The organism is Bacteroidia bacterium (genome assembly GCA_033391075.1).
Lineage (GTDB): Bacteria > Bacteroidota > Bacteroidia > J057 > J057 > JAWPMV01.
This window is the reverse complement of record JAWPMV010000001.1, coordinates 458,298-471,294: the sequence shown is the minus strand read 5'-3', so window position 1 is coordinate 471,294 and position 12,997 is coordinate 458,298. Positions and strand designations below refer to the sequence as shown.

Below are 12,997 nucleotides of genomic sequence, written 5' to 3'. Positions count from 1 at the left end.
GTTGAGGAAGCTAATTTTCAACCCACCGCCTCAAGCCCACACTCCCTTGACCAAATTGTCCAATGGAGTGCGCGCATTACCATAAAAATCCTGTCATTCCGAGCCCAGCCGAGGAACCTTATTATTTTAGCCACCTCTTTTCCAATTCTTTAAGAAGAGTAAGAGAAAGGAAGTAGGGCAAGGGCTTAGGTCCTTAGCTATGCTCAGGATGACACGATTTGTATGAGAAAAGAAACAATCTGTCATCCCGGCCTTAAACCAAGAGCCGGGATCTCTTGCAAATATGAAGAAGCTAGAGATCCCGGATATCTGATAGATTCCGGGATGACAATTTCTTTGTGTTTGGGAAAGGAAGTTGGGGAAACCTTAGGCCCCTCGACTGGGCTCGGGCTGACACAGTTTGTTTTTAATTAATCAAGAAATTAACTCAACAAATAAGCCTTAATAAACTCGTCCAGTTCACCATCCATAACTCCCTGGAGATTGGTGCTTTTGATCTCCGAACGAAGATCTTTCACTTGCTTATAGGGATGAAAGACATAGTTGCGAATCTGAGAGCCCCATTCAATGGCTTGTTTTTCAGATTCGGACTCCGAACGGGCAGCATTACGCTTTTCAATTTCCAGTTCATAGAGTTTGCTCTTCAGCAACTCCATGGCTTTTTCCTTATTACGAAGCTGACTTCTCTCTTTCTGGGCAAAAATGGTGATGCCAGTAGGAATATGTTTCAGGCGAACCGCCGTTTCCACTTTATTCACATTCTGTCCTCCCTTACCACTAGAGTGAGTTGTAGTCAGTTCTATTTCTTTAGAATCAATTTCGATCTCAATTGTATCGTCTATCAAAGGTCGGACATCTACTGAAGCGAAAGTAGTTTGCCGTTTCCCCTGTGCATTGAAAGGACTAATACGCACCATCCGATGCACACCTTTCTCCCCTTTCAACAATCCATAAGCAAAACTCCCTTTAATCTCAAGCTCTGTACTTTTGAGCCCTGCTTCCTCGCCCTGTACCTCATCCAGCAATGACCAGGAAAAGTCATGCTTATCGGCATACATGGTGTACATCCGCTTGAGCATCTCTACCCAATCCTGGCTCTCGGTACCTCCGGCTCCACTATTGATCTCGAGTATACAATCCAGACGATCTTCTTCTTTATCCAGCATTTTCTGAAACTCAAGATCATCCAAAACCTTGAGCGCCAGCTCATAGGCTTCATTAACATCTTCAACTTCTACTTCGCCTTCTTTCTGAAATTCATACAATACCTCGACCTCACCGATGGCTTCCTCTACTTTTTTGTAGGCCACGGTCCAAATCTTAATATTGGAAATTTCACGGAGTACCTTCTGGGCATCGTCCGGATGATCCCAGAAATCCGGTTGGAGGGTTATAGCTTCTTTATCTTCAATTTTTGCCAGCTTTCCAGCAATGTCAAAGATACCTCCCCAGCACATCACGTCGTGCTTGAATATCCTTTAATTGGTCTTGTGTCATGACGCTCAGGAATATAGTTAAGTGAAACTTATGTAAACAAAAAATCTGGGTAAAGATAGGGAGTGGGACTTCAAGAGCAAAACCAATTACCACATTCCTTCCATTCGAAAGGCATCTTCTATATGGTGAATCATAGGATGCTCGGGATTATCCATGCCTATGGCGATCACATCAAAGCGTACGGGCACAGTTGACATCTGCTTTTCGTAGATATAAGAATCCGCAGCCTTAAAGATCAGGGCTTTCTTTTTTTCGGAAACAGCATCTTCCGGATGATTCAATTCTGTATTGGAACGCGTCTTTACCTCCACAAATACCAGCTCTGCAGGTTCTAGTTGGAGTGCTACCATATCCACCTCTGCTTTCTCAAAGCGGTAATTCCTATCCATAATATGATAGCCTTTAGCCTCCAGAAATCCGGCCGCAATGTCTTCACCTTTTTTTCCGAGATCGTTGTGGGAAGCCATAAGGAAGTGTTAACGTATTAGTGTTTTAGGGTATTAGCGTTCAGACTATAAAAATAACACTCGTACCCTAACACACAAACACCCTAATACGGATTACCACCTATAATCCCTCCCCTTCACCTTAAATCCCGGTGGCAATTGAAATTGCTTGGGATCAAATTCTTGCGGAGTGATTTTGACGGCAGTTGTAATTACCTGCAGGTCTTTTTGTCTTTTGACGGTTTTGAGGGGAATGCGGCCATCAAGTCCTTTGATCAGGAAACTGGCTTTGGTACGAGGTATTTTAGGATAAAGGTCGAGGTTTACTCTATAGTCATCGCTGACGTAGAAGGTAAACAAACTATTATCTTTTCTCATTTTGTATTCATCGCAGAGGATTCCCTGAATCTCCACTTGATTGCCAGTAGGTGCTGCCTCTACAGGTTTCTTTTTTTCAGACTTATGGCTTTCTCTGGCTTTGTCTCCATGCATAGAAAACTTATAGGCTTCTCTCTTGCTCATATCTACACTGTACTCGATATTGGAGTCAGCTACAAAGAAGAAGGTCTTGGGATAACGACCTCCACTTAGCAGGATGATATAGTCTGCATCCCGAACATGCATAGTCATTTTATTATTGGGCTCATTTTTATTGAGCATTTCAGCCATGGGACCTTTCAGTTTTACTTCAAACGTAAGGCTACCTTCAAAGAATTCCTGGCCTTTTAGCTGGGTAGTGAAGAATAAGAGGGAAATCAGTAAAATGCTGATGGGGAGATACTTCATGTAAATCTAATTAGAGAATATGCGGCTGTGTACCAATATATCTATAGGAGAAACGATAGAGCCCTCTGGCTTATTTTCTCCTGGCTGATGCCGGATCATTCTAATAACAAAAAAGCGAGAAAAAACCCTATTTGCCCAAAGCCAATTTCCTCTTTTCTTTCATCTTCAGGCCTGTAGGGCTTTGGTAAATTCGCGCTGCATCGGATCACTCAATTCCAGATCCTTGGCGATTTTATTTTGTGTGGGGAAAGTAGCCAGCATATAGCCGATAACCAGCACTCCCAAATAGATAAATGTTTGATCATGGGAGACAAAGAAGAAAACCATAGCGGCCAGGGCAGAACCTTCGAGCAAGGCTGTTTTAAGTATATTGACGCTACGGTAGAGTTCCAGTTTCTTTTCCAGACCTTCTGCTTTCCGGGCTGCTTCCAATTGCTTTCCTCCCATCAGTTTTCCCACTACATAGGACATACAAAGGCTTCCAAGCACAATGATCTGAAAAATCAGGGTCATGTCTGATGCAGGAGCAGTTTCTCCTTCCCCCATATTATTGACAATAAACCAGAAAACTATGGCCAGAACTGTAGGGCCGGCGATCATGGCAGCATTGATAATGGCCATGCTCATATAGGTGTTTTTGATGGGATTTAATTGCATCCTAAGAATTTCGTTTAGTTTCTAATTTCAATTTAAGGACTTACTCAATATTATGTATATAAACCGATGCATAAATTATATCGCAGCGAGCGAAGTTGAGCTGTCTCATTTTCTCTTTTCTAAACAATTAACTTGAATACAATTAGAGCCATGAGACCTATCCACTTAGGCCAGGGCGGCAGTTGCCTAAGGGCTTTATACCTTAACTCTTCCTTCTTCTTTTTAAGCTTTCCAGAAATTCCTTTTTTAATCCACCTTTCAGTTTGAGTTCTTTTATCACTCTGGCTTTAGTTGGGAAAAAATAAAGCATTGCAAAAAGTAAAGCTAAGGTCAGGTAATAGAGGCTTTCCGATCGAGAAATAATGAAAAAAAGGTAAGTTGAAATGGATATTCCTCCTAAAATAGCAGCCCTTATGATACTGAAAGGACTGTAGAGCTCTATTTTTGTGATGAGATTCTCCTCTCGTTCGGCTTTTATTAGATTCTTCCCAACGGATCGCTTAAATAACACATAGCCTAGCAGGCATAGAAATAATAAAATCCCATAATCTATCCAGATATTTGTAAAGGTGGACGTCGGTTTTTCCGCATTAGGTCTTAGTAAAAAGCGCGATATAAAAAGTGCCCCACAAGTCATTACCAAACCCATCAGGTTTTGAAAAAAAGTATATCTGTATAGGCTCTTTACGGATCTATCTAACATATTCCTCTAAATTCCTGAGACCTTAAATCATATCACTATAGGAAGTGGACAAAAGATCCTCCTCCTTTATACCAAATAGTTCCATATAGTGCTCACATTGTAACAAAAGTTTCTCCTCGCCTATACTCCCATCCCGATCTATGGCTTCTATTTCTACAAAAGTTCCCAGTTTTTCTACTGTATCCAGGTGGAATTTCACATTTTCGATGAAAAAGATTTCTCTTGCCTTCACCACCTCTTTCCAAATCCCATAGGCAGCAATAAGCACCTCTTTCAAATTGGGATCAGGTTTGGGACGATAGAGAGAAACTTTGGACGCTTTGGGACCTGCCTGATTTTCCCGCACATAATGAATGAGGGAGTACTCAATATTTCCCTGCCGCAATTTCAAGCGCCCATTATCACAATTGAAATAGGTATCGGTCTGATGGTCGGTACCTTTGGCATCCGCGCCTTTGTCGTGAAGAATCTGTCGTATCTGATCTGTTCTTTCTGTACGTGCTTTGATTTCGATGTTGAGAGGCATGGGGAAGTGTTAGCGTGCGAGGGTGTTGTCGTGTTATAGTTAATTTCTGGAGCAAAATAAGAACCTCCGCACTCTAACACTACAACACTTTAACACTTCCTCCATTTTTTCCTTAGATTGCCTATTGAAACCCTAGGTTAATGCTACAAATTTCACTACTACTGGATAAGATCAATGAGCGGGTAGGACAGGCAGTCAGCTGGTTTACGGCTTTGCTGGTCGGGCTCATTTGCATCGATGTCCTCATGCGCTACCTTTTCAATTTTTCTCTCATCTGGATGGGAGAACTCGAGATTTACTTTTTTGCCCTCTGTTTCCTGCTGGGATCGGGCTATGCCTTCAAACATGATAAACATGTACGGGTAGATCTTTTTTATAGTAAGTTTTCGGAGAAAGGGAAGGCTCGGGTCAATTTGATCGGCGGTTTACTCTTTCTGCTTCCCTGGACGATCATTATTATCATTGTTGCCTCCCGCTATGCCTATTTCTCTTTTAAAATCGGAGAATCTTCGCCTCAGGTAGGTGGTCTTCCAGCCTTATACATCCTTAAATTTTCCATTGTAGCAGGTTTCATTCTCCTTTTGCTGCAAGGCATTTCCTCTATTCTCACCTCCATCCTTACCCTTATGGGTAAAGATCAGAAACAGGCATAACATGGGATTACTTGCAGTCATATTATTTCTGATCATTTTTATCCTCATCCTCAAAGGATATCCGGTTGCCTTTACGCTGGGAGGAGTTTCCGTTTTGTTCGGACTCATCCTCACCTGGCTGGCTCCGGACTTTTTCTCCTTCAATGATTTTTACCTCCTCCCCTACCGAATCATGGGAACGGTCAAGAATTTTATTCTGATCGCAGTTCCTCTATTCATTTTTATGGGGATTATGTTGGAAAAATCGGGTTTGGCCGAAAGTATGCTCGAAACCATGGCCCTACTTTTCGGACGTATCCGAGGAGGCCTGGCGATATCAGTGGTTGCCGTTGGAGCCATGCTTGCTGCTTCTACCGGGATAGTCGGAGCGACAGTAGTTACGATGGGGCTGATTAGTTTGCCGACCATGCTCAAGCGGGGATATAAAACAGAATTGGCGACAGGGGTTATTGCCTCTTCCGGAACTTTGGGGCAGATCATTCCCCCTTCTATTGTCCTGGTGCTTTTGGCAGATACTATTGGCAGTAGTTCTCGAGGAAGTAGTAATGTGGATGTGGGAAGTATGTTTGCTGCAGCGATTATTCCAGGGCTACTCCTGGTTTTGGCCTACATCATTTATATCCTGATCATCTCAAATTTAAAAAAGGATTATGCCCCGCCCATGCCTAAAGAAGAGGTTGCACAGTTTTTAGGAGCAGGTTTTGGCATGCGGGTCTTGAAAGCCTTTTTATTGCCTCTCTTTCTTATTGTAGCCGTATTGGGTTCGATATTCGCGGGTATAGCTTCCCCCACAGAAGCAGCCGCGGTTGGAGCCCTGGGAGCGACTTTGCTCACCATTCTCCAAAAGAAATTTTCCCTCAAAATCCTGCAAGAGGTCATGCAACAGACGACCCACCTGACGGCTATGGTCTTTATGATTCTTTTGGGTGCTACGACCTTTTCTCTGATTTTCAGAACCTTGGGAGGCGATGATTATCTCATCGAACTGATTACAGCAGCTAATCTATCCCCCATGGCATTTCTGGCTTTGGTGATGGTCGTCATATTCATAGCCGGCTTTTTTATAGATTTCATCGAAATCATTTTCATCATCGTTCCCGTAGTTACGCCTATTTTTGATGTACTCGGGGTAGATATGCTCTGGGTAGGCGTATTGATTGCAATGAATTTACAGACCTCCTTTTTGACACCTCCCTTTGGTTTCTCCCTTTTTTATTTGAAAGGTGTAGCACCGCCGGAAGTTACTACACAACATTTATACAGAGGGATCATTCCTTTTATCATTATTCAAGTGCTATTTCTGGGTTTGGTCATCGCCTTCCCCGAAATCATTTACATATTCTAGCATATACAGGCTCAGGCCTTAAAAGATATTTTTATGAAGCGCAAAGATTTTCTAAAAGCCGGTATCGTTTCAGCCATAGGAGCCCCTTTGGCACTTAGTAGTTGTGCGGAAGAAGTGAAAACGGATGAAAAAGGTGCCCCCAACATCATTTCTAACAAAAAGTACCGCTGGAAAATGGTTACAACCTGGCCACCTAATTTTCCCGTACTCGGAGAAGCTGCTAATTATTATGCAGACTATGTTCGTAAGATGTCAGCGGGTCGGATCAATATTAGGGTTTATGGTGGGGGCGAATTGGTACCTGCCCTCGAAGCCTTTGATGCGGTTTCAAGTGGCACAGTGCAGATGGGAAGCGGAGGTGCTTATTATTGGGCAGGAAAAAGTCCGGCTGCACAGTTTTTTGCTTCCATTCCTTTTGGGATGAATGCCCAGCAGGTTACGGCCTGGTTGATGGCGGGTGGCGGATATGAATTGTGGAAAGAGGTCTATGCGAAATTTAATGTGGTTCCGTTTATGGGAGGAAATACAGGGGTTCAAATGGGGGGTTGGTTCAATAAAGAGATCAATAGCATCGATGACCTCAAAGGTTTGAAAATGCGGATTCCGGGCATAGCCGGAAAAGTATTGGAGAAAGCAGGAGGTGCTCCCGTGCTGGTAGCCGGGGGAGAAATTTATACCAGTTTGGAAAGAGGCGTGATTGATGCCACCGAATGGATCGGTCCGTATCACGACTACAAAATGGGCTTTCACAAAATTGCCAAATACTATTATATCCCAGGCTGGCATGAAGCGGGAACTCAACTGGAATTCTTTGTCAATAAAAGTATTTACGAGGACCTGCCTTCGGACTTACAAGAGATTTTGAGTATTGCTTCTATGTGGGCGCAAGCCTGGGTATTAGCTGAGTTCGATGCACAGAATGCCCTTTATCTTGATAAACTCATCAAGGAAGAGGATATCGAGATCAGAACCTTCCCCAAAGAAGTCTTACAAACCCTTAGATCCTATACAGATGAAGCAGTAGAAGAACTGATTTCGAAAGATCCCATGAGCCGAAAGGCCTATGCGAGTTATGATGCCTTTAGGAAACGAAGTGCGAAATGGTATGAAGTAACGGAAAAGGCTTACTATAATAATATCCAAATGTCCTAACTCATTGAATGCCGCAGCTTAAGAAGATCTAGCCCTTTACCTAACCAAGGCATACTAAATATTTTGTTTGCTTTGGCAATTTATTTCCACTAGTTCTCCAACCAAAATAAAACGGCTGTATATGATAAGATTTAGCTCTGGCAAGCACATGAATCCCAAAAGATATCTCGTCTATGCAATCGGGGAAATACTCCTGATAGTCCTCGGTATTCTGTTGGCTTTGTACATCGACAAACTTAATTCAGACTATCAGTATACCCGAAAGATTGATGAAAATATACATCGGGTCTATCAGGAATTAGAGCAAAATCTCAGTCTCGCAGAAGTTTCTATTTCCAAACTTCAAGTAAAAGATTCTTTGATTCATCTCTTCATGAAAGACTCTGTGGAAAAAAGTGATTATACAAAATCGCTGGACTTCCCGGGTCTAATCATAAATTCTGGCAATCTGGTGCTCGAAGATGATGCCTTTCAAAATCTCATTCATCTCAATGTTTCTGACAATACCTATAAAGATTCCTTGATCAGCGATTTGAAAAGTCTCTATTCCATGAATGAGAAAGTAAAATCATTGAATGAACGAATATTCGATTTCATCGAGGGAATCCTTACGGATGATGTGAAGATCTATGGGAAATTGGCCTATGAGGGGATCGTAGATGAAGATTTGATCGACTATTTTCTGCACTCAAAAGAATACAAATCCGATGTAATCAGGTACACCGTTCTTTCGATCAGAAATCAACTCAAACGATTCCAGATTTATTATGCAAAAGGAAGAGGAATTTATGGACACATATCACAAACCTATGATTTGCCCAATCATTTTGCCCAGCATACTGATCCCGAGAATTTAAAAGAATATGTAGGGAGCTATTTGACTTTGGGCCCTACAGACTGCCTGGATATAAGAATTGAAAATGATTCTGTTTTCCTTTCTACTCCGAGCTACCCCAACTTACATTTGGAAATCTATGCGAATAATCGTTTGTACCTGGACAATGGGCAATTGGGATACTTTGTATCCTTCTTTAGCAATGATTCCTGTGAGAAGAAAATGAGGATACACCTATTGTCAAATAGAGGCGAGTACATGAAATTATAAGCCATTCATTAGGTCCTGGATGACAAATAAGAATCTGTTTAGCCTTGCAAGTCTTTCTCTGATTATCGGGATCACAGCTTCCATCCTGAATAGGCAGGGAATTTCCCTGCTCAAAGAGCATTATATCACCTATGCCTTCCGCCTGGCCATCGTCATGTTCCTTTTTATCCAATTGGCCAATGGAAGTTTTAAAGATAAAGGGCGAAACAGGAAAGTGCTACAAGGATTTATAGCCATCTTCATTGTCGCAAATCTCTTTAAAATTCTTCACTGGGAAGGTGCTCAGCTATTGCTTGGACTTTCTATGATCGGGCCTGCTGTTTTTTACAGCCTGCATTTCTTTAGCAAGCATGAGAAGGATTACCGTGATTATTTAAAGCTGGCTTTCTGCTGGACATTTTTAATAGGTTTCTGGCTCAGCCTCGGGTATCGGATTTATTCTATCGAATTGCTTTGGTCTTCTTATTTACTCCTGGCAATTCTCAGTTTTGACTTTGCGTTCAATGATATATTTAAAAAGAAGACTTCTTAGTTTCATTCGGAAGAAAGCTTTTTAAATTGTTTCCGAATCAACTTCAAAGCCCAATCGTAATGACTGGAAGTTGCAGAAATCAGATAAGCCCCCAGAGAGGTTGAAGCTGTCCATTTGTAGTGTTTCTTAGTAAAAAGCTCTTCATCGGAATGCTGCATGATCAGACTTCTGAGTTGAAAATGAGTTTCATTCAACCAGAGTCGTACCTGGTTTAGTTGGGCATCAGCATATAAGTCATTGATTTTTCGATTTAAATCCGGAACACTTTTCCAGCTATAGCCTCTGGCGGGCATATCTGGTTTTTTCCCCGACATACCTAGCTTGTACCAGTCCAGCATCATCAATTGCCAATGATAGAGGTGTCCCAGCACATCACGGACATTCCTATTGAGGCTGCCAGGGGGAAATTCCTCTTGCAGGTTTTCGGCTGGTAAGGAATCTAAAAAATGAAATAGACTTTCAAGATTTTTTTGAGATAGATCTAAAAGTTCCTGCTTATTCCTGGGTCTGGGCATAGAAAAAAATTGTGTGTGTAAACAGAAATTCTCGATTCCCATCAGAGAATCAAATGCTTTTTCTTTCTATGTAGATCTATTTTGACTGACTTTTCTCAATTAATCCTGCACCACCGCTGTCGCTTCTATCTCCACCACCAGGCCTTCCTGGATCAGAGAATAAACTTCGACCATAGTCGCCGCAGGCTTAATTTCCTTGAACACTTCTCCATGGGCTTTTCCCACTGCTTCCCATCTGCTAATATCGAGCACATACATACGGGTCCTTACTACATCTGACAGACTTGCTCCGGCATCTTTCAAGGCTTGCTCTATTTTCAGCAAAATGTACTGCGTTTGTGCATAAGCATCACCCGGAAACATGACTTCATCTCCTTCAACTGCAGTGGTCCCTGAGACCTCAATTATATTACCGACCCTGACTGCACGAGAATATCCGACAATGTTTTCCCATTTCGCTCCCGAGGAGATATTCTTTCTTTCTTTCATTTATGCAGATAGATATTGGATAAATTCAAAAAAATTTCAAGATATTGAAGCTTTCGACTTTAAGTTCCACCCGGAATTTCAGCGAAGCGAAAAAATAATAGCTATACTTGCAAAAAGCCAACATCATGCTCGATTTTTTCAAAAAACTCTTTAGAATGATCTTTGGAGGCGGTGAACAAGCCTCAACAACAGAAAATACAGCTCCAAGCCAGGAATCTACCGGCACTAATCAAGCCCCCGAAGAAAACAAGGCATCTGGCAATGGAGAACTAAGTCTCGAACTCAAAAGATCGAGCCATGGCAAGCATGATACCCTTGGCAAACTTTATATCAATGGGGAATTTGCCGCTTTTAGCATGGAAAGTCCGAAGCCTGTTTGTCTGGAAGCAGGATCTTATAAACTGAGTCTTCGAAAGGAAGGAGGAAGACACGCGAGCTATTGGTATAAGTTTGGAGATATGCATAAAGGAATGCTCTTCCTTCAGGCAGAGAAAGAAGATATTTATCCCTATATCTGCATAGGGAATTTGGGTAGTGAGGCAAATGGGAGCATTTTGATGGGTACTCAATTTAACAATGAGGAGCAAGAAGATAGCAAAAGGGAGATTTGGTATAGTGAAAAAGCTTATGCCAGCATGTATCCCCAAATTGCTACAGAACTTGAAAAAGGAAATGAAGTAAGCCTTATCATTTCGTAGCAATACCTTCAGCAAGAAAATTTCTGGTGTCCCTAAAATTTCTTTCAACTATCAAAAGTTCAGGGCCTTTACTCCTGCTGAATATCTTCGATTCGAAGAGAAAGCTTTCTTAGATTTCATCCATAACATAAATTTCAGTAAAATTACCTTATTGTTAACAAAATGTAATCCAATTGTTATGGCAAAGAAGAAGAAATCGGCAAAAAAGGATAAGAAAAAAGCTGCAGCAAAAAAGCTCGCAGCAAAAAAATCCCGCAAAAAAGCGGTCGCAAAAAAGAAGGCTTTGAAGAAGAAAAAGGCTAAAAAGAAGGCGAAAGCGAAAAAGCTAAAAGTAAAAAAGGCGAAAGCCAAGACTAAGAAAAAAAGTAAGAAAAAATAGCTCGAACGAAGGCATCTCAATCGCCTGACAAAAGTTCTCCGGCTCTTAAAGCGGAAATAGCAAAAAAAGCAGAAAAGGGAAGAGAAATCTTCCCTTTTTGCGTTCCGAGCTTAATTTCAAGGCTCAACGTAAAATATACCCAAATTATGCCTTTATTCGTGGGTCTTAGTTTTGTTCCTTAGCCATCCATGCGCAAAGCCCTTCTTCTGTACTTGCTCAGTCTCAGCATCCTTTTGCCTGCACAGGACAACAGGCAGATACGACCTTTCCATATTCAGTATGATTTTCGGGAACAGGGGTCCTTCTACCAAAATGCGACTGAACTCAATCCTAAAAGAAAACGAGCAGCAACTCGCATTATGGGAGGCGCTTATTTGGGATTAGGGCTTTATTTTGGAACAGCCTGGTATGCAGGAGAAGATTTGACAACTTTCCATTTTTTCGACGACAGCCATGAGTGGAAACAAATGGATAAAGTCGGGCATATGCTAGGAGGATATCACGGAAGTCGTTACGTAACAGGATTATTGAAATGGAGTGGTGTTCCCAGGAAAAAAGCGATACTACAAGGTTCCCTATCCGGCTTTTTGGCGATGAGCAGCATAGAGCTTTTTGATGCTTTCGGGGAAAGCTGGGGTTTCTCCTGGTACGACATAGGAGCCAATTTAGCAGGAGCAGGTCTGTATGCCGGCAACCAACTTTTGTGGAACGAAGATCGGCTTCAACTAAAAATGTCCTACATCCGTTCGCCCTATGCAGGTGATCCGGAATTTGCCAGACTCTTTGGCTCCACCTATCCAGAATGGTTTCTCAAAGATTATAATGGACAAACCTATTGGCTCAGCCTTAGGGTTCACAGTTTTCTGCCCGATAGTAAGTTTAAAGATATATATCCACCCTGGTTAAACCTGGCCATTGGCTACGGGGCGGAAGGACTGGAAGGAGGTTATCACTTGCCAAATGAAAGCTGGCGCGATCGGGAATACCGGCAACTCTACCTTAGCCTGGATATTGATCTCGACAATATTCAGACGCGTTCCGGTTTCTTGAAAAGATTACTGAGTGTAGTCAATATTATCAGGATTCCATTGCCCGCCATTCAATTTGACAGAAATGGACCCAAATTTCTTCCCTTCAAATAAGTCTAGATATAGGATAGGCGCTTGGTGATCTTTTGATCTCCTTTGACAATCTGTAGCATATAAATGCCTTTGGCCATATTCCCCAGTTTTACTTCCTGCTGAAAGTATCCTTGCTGAGTCTGTATGCGAAAGGACTGAATCTTTTTTCCAATCAGGTTGTAAACTACGATTTCAAGCGATTCATCTGCTTGAAGTTTATCCAGTTGCAGGGTAAAAGTCCCGCTGGTACTGGGATTGGGAAATACCTTTACCTCAATGTCCCACTTATCTGCAAAGAGGTCTCTATCATACTTTCCCCCTGCCCAAAGCTGAACAGAAAAAAGCAACAGAAGACTAAGTAGGAGGGTAAAGGTTTTATTCATGCGTAAAATT

At 42.0% G+C, this 12,997-nt stretch carries 17 protein-coding genes; 8 read left to right on the top strand and 9 right to left on the bottom strand.

Going from position 1 to position 12,997, the window contains the following annotated elements; genetic code table 11:
* Nucleotides 1-422: 422 nt before the first annotated feature.
* The 6 genes from prfB to R8P61_01780 form a co-directional block, all read right to left on the bottom strand.
* A protein-coding gene (gene prfB / locus R8P61_01805; GenBank protein ID MDW3645781.1) for a peptide chain release factor 2 occupies nt 423-1,497 on the bottom strand; the annotation gives its coding sequence in 2 pieces (ribosomal slippage) (nt 423-1,436 and nt 1,438-1,497; 1,074 coding nt in all).
* Between the two features lie 86 nt (nt 1,498-1,583).
* On the bottom strand, nt 1,584-1,964 hold the full coding sequence (locus R8P61_01800; GenBank protein MDW3645780.1) for a YraN family protein: 381 nt from the start codon (nt 1,962-1,964) through the stop codon (nt 1,584-1,586).
* 93 nt (nt 1,965-2,057) lie between these two features.
* Complete coding sequence (locus tag R8P61_01795) at nt 2,058-2,729, bottom strand: hypothetical protein (GenBank protein ID MDW3645779.1); 672 nt, start codon at nt 2,727-2,729, stop codon at nt 2,058-2,060.
* A gap of 165 nt (nt 2,730-2,894) precedes the next feature.
* A complete protein-coding gene (locus R8P61_01790; GenBank protein ID MDW3645778.1) occupies nt 2,895-3,386 on the bottom strand; it encodes a hypothetical protein in 492 nt (163 codons plus the stop codon).
* A gap of 202 nt (nt 3,387-3,588) precedes the next feature.
* Nucleotides 3,589-4,089: a hypothetical protein gene (locus R8P61_01785; GenBank protein MDW3645777.1), complete on the bottom strand. Its 501-nt coding sequence runs from the start codon at nt 4,087-4,089 to the stop codon at nt 3,589-3,591.
* 22 nt (nt 4,090-4,111) lie between these two features.
* On the bottom strand, nt 4,112-4,615 hold the full coding sequence (locus R8P61_01780) for a class IV adenylate cyclase (GenBank protein MDW3645776.1): 504 nt from the start codon (nt 4,613-4,615) through the stop codon (nt 4,112-4,114).
* A gap of 140 nt (nt 4,616-4,755) precedes the next feature.
* On the opposite strand from R8P61_01780, the gene R8P61_01775 reads away from it, so the two are divergent.
* The 5 genes from R8P61_01775 to R8P61_01755 all read left to right on the top strand — a co-directional run bounded on the left by R8P61_01775 (nt 4,756) and on the right by R8P61_01755 (nt 9,402).
* Nucleotides 4,756-5,268 carry a TRAP transporter small permease subunit gene (locus tag R8P61_01775; GenBank protein MDW3645775.1) on the top strand — a complete coding sequence of 171 codons (513 nt, stop codon included), beginning with the start codon at nt 4,756-4,758 and terminating at the stop codon, nt 5,266-5,268.
* Between the two features lies 1 nt (nt 5,269).
* Nucleotides 5,270-6,613, top strand: coding sequence for a TRAP transporter large permease subunit (locus R8P61_01770; GenBank protein MDW3645774.1), 1,344 nt, complete (start codon nt 5,270-5,272; stop codon nt 6,611-6,613).
* A 33-nt stretch (nt 6,614-6,646) separates the two neighbouring features.
* Nucleotides 6,647-7,765, top strand: coding sequence for a TRAP transporter substrate-binding protein (locus R8P61_01765; protein ID MDW3645773.1), 1,119 nt, complete (start codon nt 6,647-6,649; stop codon nt 7,763-7,765).
* A 121-nt stretch (nt 7,766-7,886) separates the two neighbouring features.
* Nucleotides 7,887-8,870 (top strand): hypothetical protein, encoded by a 984-nt coding sequence (locus R8P61_01760; GenBank protein MDW3645772.1) that lies wholly within the window; start codon nt 7,887-7,889, stop codon nt 8,868-8,870.
* Between the two features lie 19 nt (nt 8,871-8,889).
* Nucleotides 8,890-9,402: a hypothetical protein gene (locus R8P61_01755; protein MDW3645771.1), complete on the top strand. Its 513-nt coding sequence runs from the start codon at nt 8,890-8,892 to the stop codon at nt 9,400-9,402.
* A gap of 2 nt (nt 9,403-9,404) precedes the next feature.
* Here the strand turns inward: R8P61_01755 and R8P61_01750 are convergent, their stop codons facing one another.
* Nucleotides 9,405-9,917 (bottom strand): ClbS/DfsB family four-helix bundle protein, encoded by a 513-nt coding sequence (locus R8P61_01750; GenBank protein ID MDW3645770.1) that lies wholly within the window; start codon nt 9,915-9,917, stop codon nt 9,405-9,407.
* 99 nt (nt 9,918-10,016) lie between these two features.
* The gene (locus R8P61_01745) at nt 10,017-10,406 is read right to left on the bottom strand and encodes a RidA family protein (protein MDW3645769.1); all 390 of its coding nucleotides are present in this window, start codon (nt 10,404-10,406) and stop codon (nt 10,017-10,019) included.
* Nucleotides 10,407-10,531: 125 nt separating this feature from the next.
* On the opposite strand from R8P61_01745, the gene R8P61_01740 reads away from it, so the two are divergent.
* From R8P61_01740 to R8P61_01730, 3 genes are all read left to right on the top strand, one after another.
* Nucleotides 10,532-11,104 carry a DUF5675 family protein gene (locus R8P61_01740; GenBank protein ID MDW3645768.1) on the top strand — a complete coding sequence of 191 codons (573 nt, stop codon included), beginning with the start codon at nt 10,532-10,534 and terminating at the stop codon, nt 11,102-11,104.
* A 178-nt stretch (nt 11,105-11,282) separates the two neighbouring features.
* Nucleotides 11,283-11,483 (top strand): hypothetical protein, encoded by a 201-nt coding sequence (locus R8P61_01735; protein ID MDW3645767.1) that lies wholly within the window; start codon nt 11,283-11,285, stop codon nt 11,481-11,483.
* A gap of 188 nt (nt 11,484-11,671) precedes the next feature.
* On the top strand, nt 11,672-12,625 hold the full coding sequence (locus tag R8P61_01730) for a DUF2279 domain-containing protein (GenBank protein MDW3645766.1): 954 nt from the start codon (nt 11,672-11,674) through the stop codon (nt 12,623-12,625).
* A gap of 2 nt (nt 12,626-12,627) precedes the next feature.
* On the opposite strand, the gene R8P61_01725 is transcribed toward R8P61_01730, so the two are convergent.
* The gene (locus R8P61_01725) at nt 12,628-12,987 is read right to left on the bottom strand and encodes a T9SS type A sorting domain-containing protein (protein ID MDW3645765.1); all 360 of its coding nucleotides are present in this window, start codon (nt 12,985-12,987) and stop codon (nt 12,628-12,630) included.
* Between the last annotated feature and the right edge of the window lie 10 nt (nt 12,988-12,997).

Excerpts from the sequence above, each read along its gene's own strand:
- R8P61_01800 (MDW3645780.1), bottom strand. The coding sequence starts at position 1,964 with ATGGCTTCCCACAACGATCTCGGAAAAAAAGGTGAAGACATTGCGGCC.
- R8P61_01795 (MDW3645779.1), bottom strand. The coding sequence starts at position 2,729 with ATGAAGTATCTCCCCATCAGCATTTTACTGATTTCCCTCTTATTCTTC.
- R8P61_01790 (MDW3645778.1), bottom strand. The coding sequence starts at position 3,386 with ATGCAATTAAATCCCATCAAAAACACCTATATGAGCATGGCCATTATC.
- R8P61_01785 (MDW3645777.1), bottom strand. The coding sequence starts at position 4,089 with ATGTTAGATAGATCCGTAAAGAGCCTATACAGATATACTTTTTTTCAA.
- R8P61_01780 (MDW3645776.1), bottom strand. The coding sequence starts at position 4,615 with ATGCCTCTCAACATCGAAATCAAAGCACGTACAGAAAGAACAGATCAG.
- R8P61_01775 (MDW3645775.1), top strand. The coding sequence starts at position 4,756 with ATGCTACAAATTTCACTACTACTGGATAAGATCAATGAGCGGGTAGGA.
- R8P61_01770 (MDW3645774.1), top strand. The coding sequence starts at position 5,270 with ATGGGATTACTTGCAGTCATATTATTTCTGATCATTTTTATCCTCATC.
- R8P61_01765 (MDW3645773.1), top strand. The coding sequence starts at position 6,647 with ATGAAGCGCAAAGATTTTCTAAAAGCCGGTATCGTTTCAGCCATAGGA.
- R8P61_01760 (MDW3645772.1), top strand. The coding sequence starts at position 7,887 with ATGATAAGATTTAGCTCTGGCAAGCACATGAATCCCAAAAGATATCTC.
- R8P61_01755 (MDW3645771.1), top strand. The coding sequence starts at position 8,890 with ATGACAAATAAGAATCTGTTTAGCCTTGCAAGTCTTTCTCTGATTATC.
- R8P61_01750 (MDW3645770.1), bottom strand. The coding sequence starts at position 9,917 with ATGCCCAGACCCAGGAATAAGCAGGAACTTTTAGATCTATCTCAAAAA.
- R8P61_01745 (MDW3645769.1), bottom strand. The coding sequence starts at position 10,406 with ATGAAAGAAAGAAAGAATATCTCCTCGGGAGCGAAATGGGAAAACATT.
- R8P61_01740 (MDW3645768.1), top strand. The coding sequence starts at position 10,532 with ATGCTCGATTTTTTCAAAAAACTCTTTAGAATGATCTTTGGAGGCGGT.
- R8P61_01735 (MDW3645767.1), top strand. The coding sequence starts at position 11,283 with ATGGCAAAGAAGAAGAAATCGGCAAAAAAGGATAAGAAAAAAGCTGCA.
- R8P61_01730 (MDW3645766.1), top strand. The coding sequence starts at position 11,672 with ATGCGCAAAGCCCTTCTTCTGTACTTGCTCAGTCTCAGCATCCTTTTG.
- R8P61_01725 (MDW3645765.1), bottom strand. The coding sequence starts at position 12,987 with ATGAATAAAACCTTTACCCTCCTACTTAGTCTTCTGTTGCTTTTTTCT.